General features: G+C 58.4%; 7 protein-coding genes and 2 rRNA genes. All 9 read right to left on the bottom strand.

Annotated features, from left to right (window positions below):
* On the bottom strand, positions 1 to 3,769 hold a 3,769-nt coding region (locus HY896_02425), incomplete at its 3' end, for an Ig-like domain-containing protein (protein ID MBI5575200.1).
* A gap of 74 nt (positions 3,770 to 3,843) precedes the next feature.
* Positions 3,844 to 6,612, bottom strand: a complete 2,769-nt coding sequence (locus HY896_02420) for a carboxypeptidase regulatory-like domain-containing protein (GenBank protein ID MBI5575199.1) — start codon at positions 6,610 to 6,612, stop codon at positions 3,844 to 3,846.
* A 12-nt stretch (positions 6,613 to 6,624) separates the two neighbouring features.
* Positions 6,625 to 11,067, bottom strand: coding sequence for a PKD domain-containing protein (locus HY896_02415; GenBank protein MBI5575198.1), 4,443 nt, complete (start codon positions 11,065 to 11,067; stop codon positions 6,625 to 6,627).
* Positions 11,068 to 11,321: 254 nt separating this feature from the next.
* Positions 11,322 to 11,954: a PEP-CTERM sorting domain-containing protein gene (locus HY896_02410; GenBank protein MBI5575197.1), complete on the bottom strand. Its 633-nt coding sequence runs from the start codon at positions 11,952 to 11,954 to the stop codon at positions 11,322 to 11,324.
* Positions 11,955 to 12,310: 356 nt separating this feature from the next.
* Positions 12,311 to 13,012 (bottom strand): PEP-CTERM sorting domain-containing protein, encoded by a 702-nt coding sequence (locus tag HY896_02405; protein MBI5575196.1) that lies wholly within the window; start codon positions 13,010 to 13,012, stop codon positions 12,311 to 12,313.
* Positions 13,013 to 13,330: 318 nt separating this feature from the next.
* A complete protein-coding gene (gene ruvC, locus HY896_02400; protein MBI5575195.1) occupies positions 13,331 to 13,819 on the bottom strand; it encodes a crossover junction endodeoxyribonuclease RuvC in 489 nt (162 codons plus the stop codon).
* Positions 13,820 to 13,925: 106 nt separating this feature from the next.
* Entirely contained in the window at positions 13,926 to 14,678 is a 753-nt protein-coding gene (locus HY896_02395; GenBank protein MBI5575194.1) for a YebC/PmpR family DNA-binding transcriptional regulator, read from the bottom strand.
* A gap of 268 nt (positions 14,679 to 14,946) precedes the next feature.
* Positions 14,947 to 15,063 (bottom strand): 5S ribosomal RNA (rrf, locus tag HY896_02390).
* Positions 15,064 to 15,141: 78 nt separating this feature from the next.
* Positions 15,142 to 15,286: ribosomal RNA gene (locus tag HY896_02385) — 23S ribosomal RNA — on the bottom strand; the annotation flags it as partial.

The following is a 15,286-nucleotide window of genomic DNA, read 5'->3' as shown; positions in this document are numbered from 1 at the left end:
TGGCCCCGTTCGCGGGACCAAGTATCTCGACCGTCGGCGCCGGATCATTGGAAGTGTCCACCGTGACGGGAACGATTACGGAGGATACACCGGGCCGCGACACGGTGATTTGCGTGATGCCGTTTCCGACCGCGCTCACCAGACCCGAACCGCTTACTGAAACGACGGCGGAATCAGCCGATAAAAAGGCATTGCCCTCGGAAAGAAGCGCCGTGCTTCCATCCCCGTAATATCCCGTGACCGCCAACTGCCGGGTCTGGGTCAGGTATTCCAGCGCCACGGATGGAGGCGACACGGTAATCGATGCCAGGATGTTGACCCTGACTTCGACCGATACCGGCGCAACTCCTTGCCGGATGACGGTAACCTGCGTCGAACCGCCTCCGGCCGAGGTGATGAGCCCGGATCCGTTCACGGCAGCCACCGCCGGATTGCCGGTGACGAAGGTATTCCCGTAGGAAAGAACGGTCGAGCTGCCGTCGCTGTAATTCCCCGTCACGGCAAGTTGCCGTGCCTGTCCTATGTCGTTGAAGTCGACGGATGTCGGTGTAACGGAGATCGAGTTCAGTGTCGGAATGTTCACGGTAACCGGTATTTCGAACGTCTGACCTTCCGCGCCGACGGTGATCAAGGCGTTTCCGTTTCCGATCGCGGCGACTCTGCCCGATGCGTTGACCGATGCTACTGACGGGGCGCTCGATGAGTAGGTCGAATTTGCCGTCATATCCGCCGAAGGCGCTCCACCCTGGTAATAGGCGGTCACGCGAATATCGGCGTACGCATTGGCTGAACTGAAGGTCATGGAGACCGGTGAGACATCGATATAATCCAGAACGGGCGGCGCAGGCACCACGGCCGTCGCGGCCGGACTCGGGCTCAGGGACTGCGAAAGGTTGTAGGCGACCGCACGCAGAAGATCCCCCGGCGAGGCCGGGAGAACCGCAAGATAGGACCCCCCTTGTGAAACGGTGACACTGAGGGATATTCCGGCTCCGGTATTCGTGATATCCACGCGCGCTCCACCGACACTCGTTCCCCGAACGGTGGTCTGCCCGCCCTGCGGGACCGACACTGAAGAAATAGCGGGAGCGTCCGGGGGACTGCCGGCCGGGGTCGTGACGACCGTAAATTGCAGGGAAGCGCTGTTCGTGACCTGGAGGTTATTTTCCGCGACGATGTAAACAGTGTGTTCCCCCACGGACAGGCCGCTCGTGTCCAGCGTGAAGGGTTGCGTCCCGCCCGCGCCGGGAATCGGGTTGTTCAATCCGTCGAGATAGTATCGGACCGACGCGATACCCAACGGGTCGGCGGCCGTCCCGGTTATCGTGATCGAAGAGCCCTGGAGCACCCAGCTTCCGCTCACGGCGCCGCCGAAACCCACCGTGGGAGCATTGCCGTTGGCGAGAACGTTGAAGGAATACGCCGCTTCTCCTGTCTGGCCGAGAGCGTCCTCGGCCACGACGCGGACAGAGTGCAATCCCTCGACCAGGTCGAGCGTCCCCAGGCCGCCTTGATACGGCGCAAGGTTCACGGTCTTGAAGGGAACCGCCGCGCCGTCAAGGTAATATCGGACCTCGCGCACCCCTCCCGTCACCGTCGGATTGAACATCAGCGAGGTCCCCCGTAGCACGTCTCCCGCGGGAGACGCCTGCAGGGACAAGGTGGGCGGATCGGCGGTAGGTGCGATGTACAGCGATATGGTCGAATTCTGAGCGTTCCCCATGCCGTCGTAAGCCGTGCCCAGCACCTGGTACATGCGCCCCCGTTCAAGGTTCGCCGAATCGATGGCGAAAATGTATGGAGGCATGTTCCCGGCGAACACCGTCTTCTGGTCGACGAGCTTAAATGCCGCTCCCTGCACATCCAGATCCTTCAGGCGCAGTTCCACCCGCGCCACGCCGCTGCCCATGTCGGAAGCGTAGGCGTCGACCTTCACGATCTGTCCCGGCAGGACGTAATTCGGGTTCACCGGAGGATCGACGGAAAGCGTGAGCGTAGGAGGATCGAAATCGTTCACGCCCATGCTTGTCGTCGTGAACCGGCTGGTCCAATCGCTTGCGAGGAAATTCCCCGCAAAGTCCCTCACGTCCTTCCTGATCCAGACCGTAAATTCCGTCGACTCCTGGAGGCGGTTCGTAAGCCCGTCGCTGACCTGCCAGATGGCGACAGTCCTTTTCTCGGGGCCGCTCCCCAGGTCGCTGAATCGGATCGATCCGGGAATCTGCCGCCCGGCACTGTCGGTCACCGTGAACGTACCGCCCTCACCTGTCGTTATCGTGCTGCGTTCCATTTCCGTGCTGAAAAACGCCGTGACCGGGGTATCGATTCCGACCCCGGCCATGTTGGGACCCGGCACCACGGAGACAGTTGGCGCGCCGCCGGGCGCTCCCCTGTCAGGAGGGAACTTGCCGACCACGCACCCGATGGTCCCGACCAGCACCTGGAGGGTTATATTCTGGTCCGACGCCCCGACGCATGAAGTGATCGTGCCGGTCATGAGCGGATTGACGGTGAACGTTTCGCTGACGGTCTGCCCGGGAAGGATGTCCCCGAAGTTTCGAACGTCCGCGCCTTCGATCGGTTCGCACACCGGAACCGGATTGTCCGGATAGTTGTTGTCGACGCGGCACTTTACGAGACGGGCGTCGGCCCCCACGTCGAGGGCAAGGCTTGCGTAAAGGGCGGGAAGCTCTCCTATATTTGTGATGTCTACCTTCAGTTCATACGGGATATCCGTGATAACGAAATCCGGATGGGTAACCCGGACCTTGAACGCGGGAGGGCCTTTCACCTCCACGCCGGAGTTCGCGCTGCCGTTGAAGCGGATCGGATCGTTTTCGGGAAGCCCGGGGCCGGCAAGGGATCCGCCGAAATTCAGACGGACCCCACGAACGCCGATCTCGTCCCCGCGGACGATGAATTCCTTTTCCTTCTGTCCGGGCTGGTCCCCGTTTCCCGGCAGAATGTCCCCGAACGATGCGACGCCGTCGGCGGGCAGCACATTCGACAGTCCTCCGTCGGGGAACTCTATATTGGCCGATACGTTCTTCAGCGTGAAGATGCCGGAGGTGTTCATCAGGAGAAGCCTGACCGAGTAAAACTCCTTCAGGCTCTTTATGTTCCCCTCGATTATGATGACGCCGGGAATCGACAACGGCTCGGGAAGGGCAGGCGATATCACCGGCTTATCGAAGATCACGATCTCAACGGGCGGTTGATTTTTCGACCGGTTATTCCAACCGTTGCCTCTTGGGAACTTGTAGACTTCTTCGCCCATGGGCTCCGGAACTTCCTTACCGACCGCGATGGGGATACTGACGGGAACCCTCTCTTGACCGATCGTCAAAACTACGTCGAATTTCGAAACGTTGAAGTTCTCCGGATTTGCCAGGTTGATCACGCCTTCGTTGACAAGTTGCTTTACCTCCTGCACCGACAGACGCTGTGTAGTCACCTTCGAAACGACGATGGACTGCATGGAAAGCTGCGTGACGGAGATTTCCTTGGAAGCCGTGTTCCCGTACCGGTCGACGGCGGTCACGACGATCTTGTTCACGGCGTTACCGTTCAGCGGGATCGAGAGGTCGAAGGCTCCGCCCGCATCGCTCACGGCCTGGAGCGTCTTTCCGCCGGGCCCCGACACGTCCACGTTTATCGCCGCCGGAACCGGAAACGCAGGCAGAAGAACCGACAATATGGACAAGCATATTGCGGTGCCCAGCACCTTGCGCGGTTTCCATCCTCTCGCGTTCGGCCTGTCAATTCTCATCGCCGTCTCCCTTTTCGTCGTCACTTGCCATTGCGGAAAAAAGCCGACCGACGATTTTCAAATAACCGGACCGCTCACGGCTGCGCCGTCACGGATACGCTCCCCGCGGGAAGTGCCGGGAAGCCGTAGTAACCGTCGGGGCCGGTGGCCGTCTCCTGCCCGGTTCCGTCCGCAACCACGCGGGCGTTTTCATATGGTTGTCCGTTGTATGCATTCGTAACGCGGCCGTAAACCGCCCCTCCGCCCGAATATGCGGGGTCGTACGTTACCTGCACCGGTTCCGAAACACCTTCCGCTCCCTGCTGCCCGCCCTGCAGCAGGCCGGTCGCTTTCGCAGTAATGGTATTCGGACCGGTTGCAAGGGTCAGCGCCACTGCAAACTCTCCGTTGTAAACAGGAACCTCGATGTCGACGCCGTTCAGGGTCACCGTCGCCTTCGTTACCGACCGGTCGCTCACGGTTCCCCGTACCACCTGTTCGTCCTCATTGGTGCTCATGCCGTCGACGGGCGTGACGATTCGCACGGTAGGCGGGGCGGTAGATCCGCCTCCACCGTCCGGCGGAGGAGCAGGCCGCCTCTCGCCGGGAAGAAACACGGGAGGCACCTGGTTGGCTCCGGGTTGCGGGGGCGGGGGCACAGGATTGTCGGGATCCCCGGGTGGCGGATCCGGCGGCGTCACTACAAGTTCCACCCTCACCGGCTTTTCCGGATCGACAACATCCGTCTTCCGCTCGGGAGGCGGAGGCGGAACCTCGCGCAACACAATCCTTGCGAAAGTCTGACAGGGGCCGAGGGAAATACTCTTATTGCCCGATGCCCGGCCGCGTACGACGTTGACGATTACGTCCCTTGAGGCGACGCCCGGCCGCAGAAGGTCGAGGACGGTCGCGTACCCGTTCGCGTCGGTCCGGGTGCCGAACTCTCCCAGATCGTTCTGCACGATGACGTCCGCGCCGCCCAACGGCGCCCCCGCTTCATTCTCCGCGTAGACGGTAAGGCCGAGGTAATTCTTCCGGACCGCCCCTCCGACCGAAACCGCGATCGACGCCCCGGCTTCTCCCACATCCACGTCTCCGGGGTTGTCCAACCCCGACATTAGAGGAACGGAGCGGTGCTCGGCCTCGTCGGGCCGGAACATGATCATCTGCCTTCCCCCGTAGTCCGAAACGAAGAACATCCGCTTCCCGGGGCAAGCCGCAAGGCCGGTATATAATGCCGTCGCGGGAGGCGGAGGAGGAACGAAGTAAGGCCCATCGCCGGGAGGTTCGCACCCCGAACCGGGGAGCGCCGTTCCGGCGGAACACGGATCTCCGCCGCCCGGCTCATCCGGAGGCCACAACTCGTCGTGCAGATTCCGCATCTCGGCCTTCATCTGCTCTATGAAAGCCGCCCGCTGCGTGAATATCCGGTCGATCACCGCTTGTTTGACTTCGTCGATCTTCTGAGCATCTTCGGGGTAGAGATCTTTCCACCTTGCGAAGAATTCGTCTATGTTTCCGGGCGGGATAGGGTTCAGCAGGCCGGTCTCGAGGACGCTGAATATCTTACCCAGCGCCTCGTCCTGATCGAATTTGCCCGAAAAGTAGAGTTCGTTGAAGAATTCGGTGGCATAGCCCTCGTAATTATTGGCATCCGCACTGTTGGAGTTAAGCTCGTTGTATTTCGCCTCCATCTTGTCGATGGCAGTCTTGTAGGAATTGTAAAAGTTCGTTTTCCGGGATTCGATCGATACGGCAGGATCGCCGCGAGCCTCCTGATTCTTTATCATTTTCCATTGATTCGGCGCGTTGCCGGTCACTTTTGCCCATTCCTTGTCGTATAGGTCGTATATCCCTTTCGGGACTTCCATCCCCACTCCGGCGATGAAATGGGCGAAGCTTTCGTTGAACGCGACCTTCTCGAGGTTAAGCCTCCCGCCCATCGCGTGCTCGCCGCCTCCACCCAACAATTCAGGGCGATCCAGGTAGAGCAAATATGAGGACCCGAAAAGCTTCGACAGGATCAAATGTCCGTATTCGTGGTAGACGGTTCCCGAGCCGTCGCCTGACAGGACGTTAACGGGATCCAACTGGTCGAGCGTCATCGTCGATGTGCCCAGGGTCGTGTTAATGTCCATAAGGGAGTTCTGCGCCGTGCCGGCGGAGGTGGACAGATACCTGACGCTATCGGGATGGCTTATATCGAAGTCCGGCATGAAATCCCTTGCGGCTATAATCTTCGCGTCGATCTTTTGCATGCTCGCCAGGATATTCGCGGAGAATGCCGTTGGCTCGTCGGTTATCTCCAGCGGTGAGACATACGCCATATCCGTAGAGGAGACCGCAACCTTCGTCAGCGGCATCTGGGGCGACTTCACCGTCCCCGAATCAATGTAGCTATCGTTCCCGAATAAATCCTTTCCCCCCATGGCGGACTTGTATATATCCGGCCAGTCCGCTCCGTCCATTTCGAACTGTATCGTGACCTTCCCGGATGTAAACTCATCCCTGTACTGTTCGGGGATAGTAAATGCATAGGCCCCTCCCGGTCCCGTTTCGCCGTTTATCGTAAAATCCGGGGCGCCGTCGATCCGCACGGTGAACGTCAATCCCGTGGGCACGGGGTTCGAGCCGAAATATTCGTTACTGTAGTTATAGAGATAAGCCTCGACCTGCGCCTCGCTCATGCCTTTGGAAAGAAGGTATGTCTTTCGTTCCGCTTCCTGGTTAGCGAAGTCCACCGGATTCACCGACGTGACGGCATTGCCTTTAACCGTTACATCGCACCGGCCGGCACGAGGAGAAACTGCGATCAAAACCGCGGCGATCAGCGGCACCCAAGCGCTTGCATTCTTATGCCTCACGGCGCACCCCCGTCAGTCTAAAGGCAGGAATTCGAACTGCCCGGTACTCGATCCGGTCCCCGGAACGAACGGAACGACAGCGATCCCCCGCGGCGAGAGGAAATACATCCGTTGATTTCCGGACGAATTTCCGCCCGCGTCGAACTCGATATCGATAACGTCGGTGAAAAGAGGAGAATCAAGGCTGAAATACGTTAGCCCGACGCGCCGGTACGGGTCGTACGCGGCATTGACCGGGACCTTGAGGATTTTTCTGCTTAACCTTTCGAGGACCGCGAGTTCCCCGTCCGGGGCCACGGACATCGGCCCCCCCGAGGCCGGGCGGGCGTACATCAACATCTGGCTGAAGTAGTTGAGCGTTCCGGTGAATTCGCGTGCGCCTGTTCCGGTAAACCGGAACAGCCTTCCGCCGTAGGCCTCCTCCGACGCCGCATTTTCCGTGTAGAGGTTGCCGGCGGCGTCGATGGCAAGCCCTTTCTGGCCGGGATCGGCGAACTGGGTATTCGCAAACTGCACAGGATCGCCGAGCGCTCCGTTATCGTTCGGATATTTCAATATGAACCGGTCGGCCGGGTAACTCGCGTAGACGCTTCCGTCCGAAGGATCCACGGCGATCGCGTCGACATCGCGCGCCGGCGGTTGCGGGCCTCCGGTGTATATTTCGGGCACGGAGTAGTTGCTCGTAAGCCCGTATCTCCTGCTCAACATCGAGAGTTGCTCCGGCGATGCACCGGATGAGGGAAAAGCCCACCAGGGACGCAGCGACGCCTCGGTGTACCCGGTGTTGTCCAGCATCGATGCGATGGTCCCTCCCTTCGTGAACGTCATCACGTAATAACCGGTTCCCGAAAGGGGAGGATCGTAATCGACGATCACGAAGGAGTTCGGACCGCCCGAAGGCCTGTACCCGGCCTGAACTACCCTGGGACGCGCCACCGAACTGCTGAAATGCAAAAGGCAGTATGTCCCCTCCCAGTAATCGTTGACGCTCGGCGTAAAGGTAACGCGGACCGTTCCGCCTTCGGGCACGGCGGATAAATTGCGCGGAGGTTCCGGTACGTTCATCGAGGCCCCCACCGCGGCAACATACGGTGTCAGGTCCGTCTCCGAGGAACCGGCGATCATGAGGGCCAGGCTAGATCCCCCGATGGCGCCGGCGGAAGGAGTCATCATCATTTTCATCATCCCGCCCGCCACCTGCCCCATTCCCTGGTTCATCGTCAGCGTAGGATAGCTGCCCTTCCCATCGAGGGACATGTAGGTTCCCCCCCCGTACGTTCCGGGAAACGGCGGGGAAGCCCATGCGGAGGGGAAGAGCCAGTCCACCACGCCGGACAATAGCCGTTCGGCCGACGACGCCAGCCGTTTCCATAAGCTCTCTTTTTCCGGATCGGAGGCATTCGCTCCCGTCCATCCGTTCCTCTTCATGTGGGCGACAATGCTGCTTGTGAAGAGAAATTCCTGCAGCGGATTAAGACGCGTCGCAGGAGACAGGGTGGGCGGGTCGGGGGAGTAGGAACCGGAGGAACTGAACATGATGATCGGAAGGAAATTGTCGGGATTCATGGGATCGTTCCATGCCGCGTTCGCGATGTCCTGCAGGATCCGGATCCATTCGCGCAATGTAAGGGGGTAGCCCCGCGTCCCGCCCCACTTCGTGCCGTAAGAGATGAAGAAGAGCAGGTCGCCGAGAGCCACGCTGTCGCCGCGCAGCATACGGTCGGAGATGACATCGACCCCCTGCGCCGTCAGGCTGACGATCCCGGCGCCCGTCAATTTGGGGTTGAGCTGGTTCCCGTATTCATCCAGTACGCCCGCGTCCGCGCCTCCCACAAGGATCATCGTGTCGATGATGGTTTTTTTAAGGTCTTCCTTCTGCTGGGTAGGCGTCAATCTCGCCGCGCCCCTTCCGAGGATGCTTCCCAGGGAGACCGACGGTTCGGCTCCGGGAATGTAAACCGTGGAGGCTGAAGCCACCGTGCCGACGTCGATCGCTACGCCCGGCAGCGCATTGATCGCGAGTCTTAAGACTTCGTGATTATCGGGTGCGATAACAAGCGTGGATACCCCGGACGGAACGTCCGACAGGTTGAAAGAGCCGTCCGCTGCTGTCCGCGTTGAAACGGCGGTTCCCTGCACGGTGACCGGCGCATCCGCCAACGGCAGCCCGCCGGAATCGACCAGGATTCCGATTACGCTCGTCCGGCCCTTCACCACGTTGAAGGCCACAACCGATACCGCGGTTTCGTTTCCCGTGATGATGCTTACCGCCCGCGGCCCCTCTGCGGCAGAAGGATCCACCGAGATGTTTGCCTGGGCAAGCGATGGGCTGACGACATTCACGGAGACAAACGTGATCCCGGCCCCGAAATCGGCACGGCTTACTCCGTTTGCGAAAGTCGTTGTGAACCCCCCTGCCGACTGGCCGGTCAGGGTAACAGTCATCGAATCTCCCTGCCTGCCCGTGGATGGATCCAACCCCGTAATGAGGGTGGATTTCATTCCCGCCACCGGTGGAACATTGACGCCCGTGTTCACCGTGCCGGTGATTCTTTGCGTTTTCAGGAACGAGGGATTCTGAACCGGGTCGACAACGAGGACCAATTCCTTCGGCTGGTTCGGATCGCCTGCCGGCACATCGTTGACGGTAATCCTGACGGCTTTATCGACCGACACGTTCCCGTCGGCGGCAGTGAAAACGATGTCGTAGGCCCCCGCCTGGGTATAGTCAGGCGCGAAGGAAAGCGTGCCAACCGGAGGCGGAATGAAAACGGCGTTCGGCGGCAACGACCCGGCCGTAACGGTGAGGGGATCGCCGTCAGGGTCATTCGCCTGAATCGAAAGCACGAGCGTCTTGCCTTCGTCCACGCTCGCCGTATCGTCCGCCGTCAATGCCGGCGGGCGGTTCACGTTATTCACCGTGATTTTGACGGTCTTGCAGTCGGCAAGTCCATCATTGTTCCTGCCGACGAACGAGACCGAATATATCCCCTGCTGGGTATAATCAGGCGTGAATTCGAAGGTGCCCGTCGCGCTGGCTCCCGGGACCTGGAGGAAAGTGCTGTTCCTTATGAACGGTCCCGCCGACAGGTTTACCGTCTTTCCGCGGGGATCGGCCCCGGTCACCGTAATGGACAGGGGCTGGCCTTCGTTCACGATCCAATCCGGAGCAACGGTGACTTGAGGGGGTTGCGGCGCTTCCTGGTTCACGGTGACGGTCGCCGAGGAGGAATTACCGCCTCCCTGTCCGTCGCTGACAGTCAGCGTCGACATGTAGCTGCCGGCTGCGGAGTATTCGTGTATCGCAGCCGCTCCGCTCCCCGTTCCGCCGTCGCCGAACGACCACGAAAAGGTAAGGGGATCTCCGTCAGGATCGGTACCGCTTCCGGAAAACGCGATAGCCTGGCCCACGATACCGCTGTACGGACCTCCCGCGTTTGCCGTGGGCTGCCTGTTGGTGTTCGTTACCGTGATCGTGATCTGCTCTGACGCATACAGGCCGCCGGGGTCGGTCGCCGTGAACGTCACCTGGTAGATTCCCGCCTGCGTGTACGACGGGGTCCAGTTGAACGATCGCGTGCCGGGGTCGAACGCGGCGTCCGCAGGAAGGGCCGATGTCGAAAACGTGAGCGCATCGCCGTCCGGGTCGGCCGCGGACACGGCAAACGACAACGGGCTGTTTTCGGCAACGCTTTTCGGGCCGACGGCATCGAGCACAGGAGCACGGTTGGTGTTCGTCACCGTGATCGTGATCTGCTCGGACGCAAACAGACCGCCGGGGTCGGTCGCTGTGAACGTCACCTGGTAGATTCCCGCCTGCGTGTACGACGGGATCCAGTTGAACGATCGCGTGCCGGGGTCGAACGCGGCGCCCGCAGGAAGGGCCGACGTCGAATAAGCGAGCGCGTCGCCGTCCGGATCGGCCGCGTTTACGGAAAATGAAAGCGCCGATCCTTCCGCAACCGTTCGATCCCCGATCGGAGAAAGCGCCGGCGGATTGTTTACGGAAGCCAACGTTCCGTACGTGTAAACGTAATAACTGAACCGGATGCTGCTTTTATAAACGAACCTGGCCGAAAAAGTGACGCCGGCTCCCGGCAGGAAATTACCCGCCGGGAGTTTTGTGCTCAGGTCGTAGTAATACTTGTTGTACGGTCCGCTGTTCGGCCCTCCCAACGCACCTGGCATCGTTACCCGGTTGTCGGTGATATCGAACACGGCACGAAGCGGGGACGAGATGTTTTGGGCCGATGTGTTCCTTATTGTGATATCGACCGTGCTGGTAACGTTGCCCGTACGCCGGTCGAGAGTGCTCCGCGCATTGGCGCGGGAGACCGTCACAAGGCTGCTGACATTGTCGGCCAGGCAGTATGCGGGGAAAAGAAGCAGCGCCGACAGGATCAGGAGAACGCTTCCGCTCGATCCGTTTTTCACGAATGAATTGAACGTGGACATCCTTCGTCCTCCCTTGAGAAAAACGGCTGTTGTAAACGGTTTGTGAATGGCGTGAAAAAACGGGTCAAAAAAAAAACGGGATGCACGCAGCGACCGTTATCCGGCCGCGCAAGGCATCACCGATTCATTCCGATCCGGACTTCCCGTGCAAGTGCGAACCCCACCCTGGTTCATTCACCACGAACGGCTGTTTGCGTCAACGGATAATCGTTATCGAATAAATATCCCCCTGGTTATCGAGACGATCGACCCTGTTATAACGATTTCCCTCCGCGTCTTTTTCTCATTCCTGCCAGGAAGGCAAGGCCGGTCCCGATGAGGGACATCGTCCCCGGTTCAGGGACAGGAACGAAATCCACGTTGTCGACTTTGGCAGTGGAAAAATAACCGTCATTGCCATCCAAAAGATCGAAATATATGGTCCCCGTCCTGCCGGCCAGGCTCGATATATTTGCAGAAAAACGAAACATCCCGTCGGCGAGGGGATCCGTCGTTCCGTTCACGTCATACAATCCGTTGACATCGATCGAAAGAAACGACAGGTAATTGTCCGGATCAATGTAGGTCGCCGTGAACGAATCCGGAAAACCGAATCCCGGGTCGGCGGGATCGGCAACTCCACTTGAAAACCCGACGTCGAACCTTATCGTGTTCGCCCAGGCGGGTATGCCGAATGTTTGATACAAGGAAATTTGCGAATATCCGGAATCGTAACCCAACGTATTCAGGTATGCCCGACCGCTGGAAACGTTCACGCCGGCAGATGGCTCGAAGGTCCATCCGTTCAGACCGTTGGAAAAATTCCCGTTGATTATATCCGCCCGGCTTAGCCCCGGTATGACGAACAATAGTCCCAATGCTGCGATCGCCTGTATCAGCTTTTTCATCGTTGGCTGCGCTCCCGGGATAGTTTAATGGAAAGTCAGCAAATTCCGTTCCAATATTGGTTGCTACGGATATGGTAATAAATGCTTAAGGATAATCGATTTATGCTATTAGGTTTTAATTTCAAATGAGAATATTGAGAAATGTTTTTCTCAAAAATTAACCATAAATTCACTTTAAAATATATAAACGATTTCCTAACTGCCCCATACATAACGTACAGGAATGCTGTCGTGCGTTGCCATGGACTGTATCACGGCGCTGCGCACCATGGCTTGCGCTCAACGAAAAAAAAGGGCATCCCTTGAGGATACCCTTGATAATGATACGATTGAAAACCTGTTGAACTTTTTACGGACTACCTGCGGATTTTCTTCCTCCCCCAGCCGGCAAGCCCGGCCAACCCGCTTCCAAGGAGCATCAAGGTCCCCGGTTCCGGGACGGGGGCAGGGGCGGGGGAATTTCCGCCCATTACATCGTCAATCAGCAACCTCGACATGCGGGCGTTGTCCGAATCGATAAGTGAAAACGAGATGCTCCCAAAGCTGCCCGGCGCGACACCATCGAACATGCGGGAATAAGTTATCCACTGCGGATCGTCCGACGGATACAGTTCAATCAGATTGGCGTAATCGGGAACACCATTTCCGTCGTAAAGGATGACCTGGAGAAAATCGCGGAGGAAGTTCGGATCGTTCGGATCATCGACCGTCCATTCCGAATACTTCGCATCGCTGCCGTCCCATCCGAACCTGTACTTGAATTCGACACTAACGGAGCCGCCCGGCATGGAAAATTCCGAATGGGCAAGCGTGAAATAGGTATAGTCCGAGTTGAATCCTACGGTCCTCAGAACCGCCTGCTGGTTTTCAACGTAAACGCCGCTCTTTTTGCCGTCGAGTCCTGTGAAAACCGACGTGTCGGTATCGGGGTTTATCGGAGAGGCATTCCAACTGTTCAGCCCGTTCGAAAAGTCCCCGTTTATGATGTCCGCCCGGGAGAGCCCCGTTGTGAAAATAATGATCCCGACCGCGATGACGACCCCTGCCAGTTTCTTCATGGCTCCCCCCGTTCGTTCCGGCGAAACAGATTCATCTTCAACCGGATGGCCGCTTCACCCCCATTTGGCGAACGGCCCCCTGCGAACACGATGATATACAGCAAATACTGTTCCAATGGGATGGGAAAAACGTTTCAATTGTAATAACAACAAGTTAAGCAAAAAAGGATTACTGTAATAATTACTGGTTAAGCCCTGAGTGGATTGATTTTCTTATTCTAAGAAAAATATTTCGCAGTTTCTTGTGGATAGCTTCCCGGTAGGTAATAAATTCTCCTGCGATCAGGAATCATTGTCCTCTTAATTCATTAACTTTCATCACGGGTAAATATTTCTGGTAACTGCCCTGCAAAATGCCATGGCGAGCGCATCGGACGCATCCGGCGGTACGTTATCGCGGATCCCGAGGAGCCTGCAAACCATGCCGCCAACCTGGTCCTTCGATGCCGCCCCGAACCCGGTGGCGGCCGTCTTGATCTCCTTCGCACTGTACTCATGAACGGGAATGCCGTTCGACCGGCACGCGACGATTGCCGCGCCGCGCGCCTGGCCCAGCTTCAGCGCGGAGGCGGCGTTCTTCGCGAGGAACACGTTTTCCACGGCGGCCTCGGTCGGCTTGTGGAGCAGGATCACTTCGGAGAGTTTTTTGTGGATCTCGAACAACCGGTCGGGGAAGGGGTTCGAAGCGTCAGTTCGTATGACGCCCCAGGCGACAGGCGACATGCCGTTGCCGCGGACATCTATGATGCCGTATCCCGTGGCTCGGGAACCCGGATCGATCCCCAGGATCCTTCGAGGCTTACTCATGAGGACTTTCCGTAGAAGCGGAGGTAGGAACGGGGGAGGAGAAGGTGCATTCGGGGGACTTTCCTGTATCAAGTTTCACGTTGAGGAGTGTCCCCCGCCCAGCTAATTACCCGAACGCTTCCATCGCTTCGTCGGAGATGTCGAAATTGGCCCAGACGTTCTGGACGTCGTCGGACTCTTCAAGGGCGTTCATGAGGCGCAGCATGGCATCCGCGGCCTTTCCTTCCAGGTGCACTGTGGTCTGCGGAACCATGGCCACCTCTGCCGAATTTATCTTTATCCCCTTTTCATCGAGGCCCTTCTTTACGTCCTCGAAAGCCTCCGGCTCGCACCGGACCTCGTATTCGTGGGACTCGGGATCGTTGGCGACGTCGTCGGCGCCCAGTTCCAGCGCGAGATCGATAAGCTTCTCTTCGTCGATCGCTTCCTTGGATACGGCGATGGATCCCTTCTTGCTGAACATCCAGTTAACACAGCCGGTCTCGCCGAGGTTGCCGTTGTACTTGGTGAAAATGTGGCGGACATCGGCGACTGTGCGGTTCTTGTTGTCGGTGAGCACCTTCACCAGAACGGCGACGCCGTTGGGGCCGTACCCTTCGTAAATGAATTCCTCGTATGAAACACCGTCCAGCTCGCCGGTCCCCTTCTTGATCGCCCGCTGGATGTTGTCGTTGGGCATGTTCACCGCCCGGGCGGCCAGCATCGCTGCGCGAAGCCGCGCATTTCCGTTCGGGTCGCCGCCGCCTATCTTCGCGGAGGTTATCAGCTCCCGCGTGATCTTTGTAAAAGCCTTGCCGCGCTGGGCGTCGGCCTTCCCCTTCTTGTGCTTGATCGAGCTCCATTTATTGTGGCCGGACATCGTTCCGCTCCCTGTAGGAATCTATCGAGGGCAATGCTCCTGTCGATATTATCAAAAAAACCGGGACGGTAACAAAAACAGGGATCAAAAACAGGGACGTTCTTAAAAAGTCATTTCCACCGGCAATCTTTCACTTTCCTCACGCACCCTTATTACGATTGAGCCTCGTTGACTTTTTAAGAACGTCCCTGTTTTTGATCCCTGTTTTTGTCACCGTCCCAAAGAAAAAAGCCCCTGCGGCTTTCGGCGCAAGGGCTTTCGCAATTAAATCCGGCGGCGACCTACTCTCCCACGGGGGTAGCCCCGCAGTACCATCGGCGCTGGAGAGCTTAACTGCCGTGTTCGGGATGGGAACGGGTGTTGCCTCTCCGCCATCGCCGCCGAAAGACGATATCCTGTGAGCACGCTTTAATGCGCGCGAACCGATCGAAAACTAAGCCGTCCGAATTCTTTCATCCGTTGAATAGTGGTCAAGCCTCACGGGCGATTAGTACCGGTTAGCTGAGCGCATCGCTGCGCTTACACACCCGGCCTATCACCCTCGTAGTCTACGAGGGCCCTTCAGGGGGATTAAATCCCCGGGATACCTCATCTCAGGGCGGGTTTCC

This window comes from Deltaproteobacteria bacterium (assembly GCA_016218975.1).
Classification (GTDB): Bacteria; Desulfobacterota; Deferrimicrobia; order Deferrimicrobiales; family Deferrimicrobiaceae; genus JAENIX01.
This window is presented reverse-complemented; position numbering and strand designations above follow the sequence as displayed.

Bases quoted from the DNA above. Each gene is read 5' to 3' on its own strand.
- HY896_02405 (MBI5575196.1), bottom strand. From the start codon at position 13,012: ATGAAGAAACTGGCAGGGGTCGTCATCGCGGTCGGGATCATTATTTTC.
- HY896_02415 (MBI5575198.1), bottom strand. From the start codon at position 11,067: ATGTCCACGTTCAATTCATTCGTGAAAAACGGATCGAGCGGAAGCGTT.
- HY896_02395 (MBI5575194.1), bottom strand. From the start codon at position 14,678: ATGTCCGGCCACAATAAATGGAGCTCGATCAAGCACAAGAAGGGGAAG.
- ruvC (MBI5575195.1), bottom strand. From the start codon at position 13,819: ATGAGTAAGCCTCGAAGGATCCTGGGGATCGATCCGGGTTCCCGAGCC.
- HY896_02410 (MBI5575197.1), bottom strand. From the start codon at position 11,954: ATGAAAAAGCTGATACAGGCGATCGCAGCATTGGGACTATTGTTCGTC.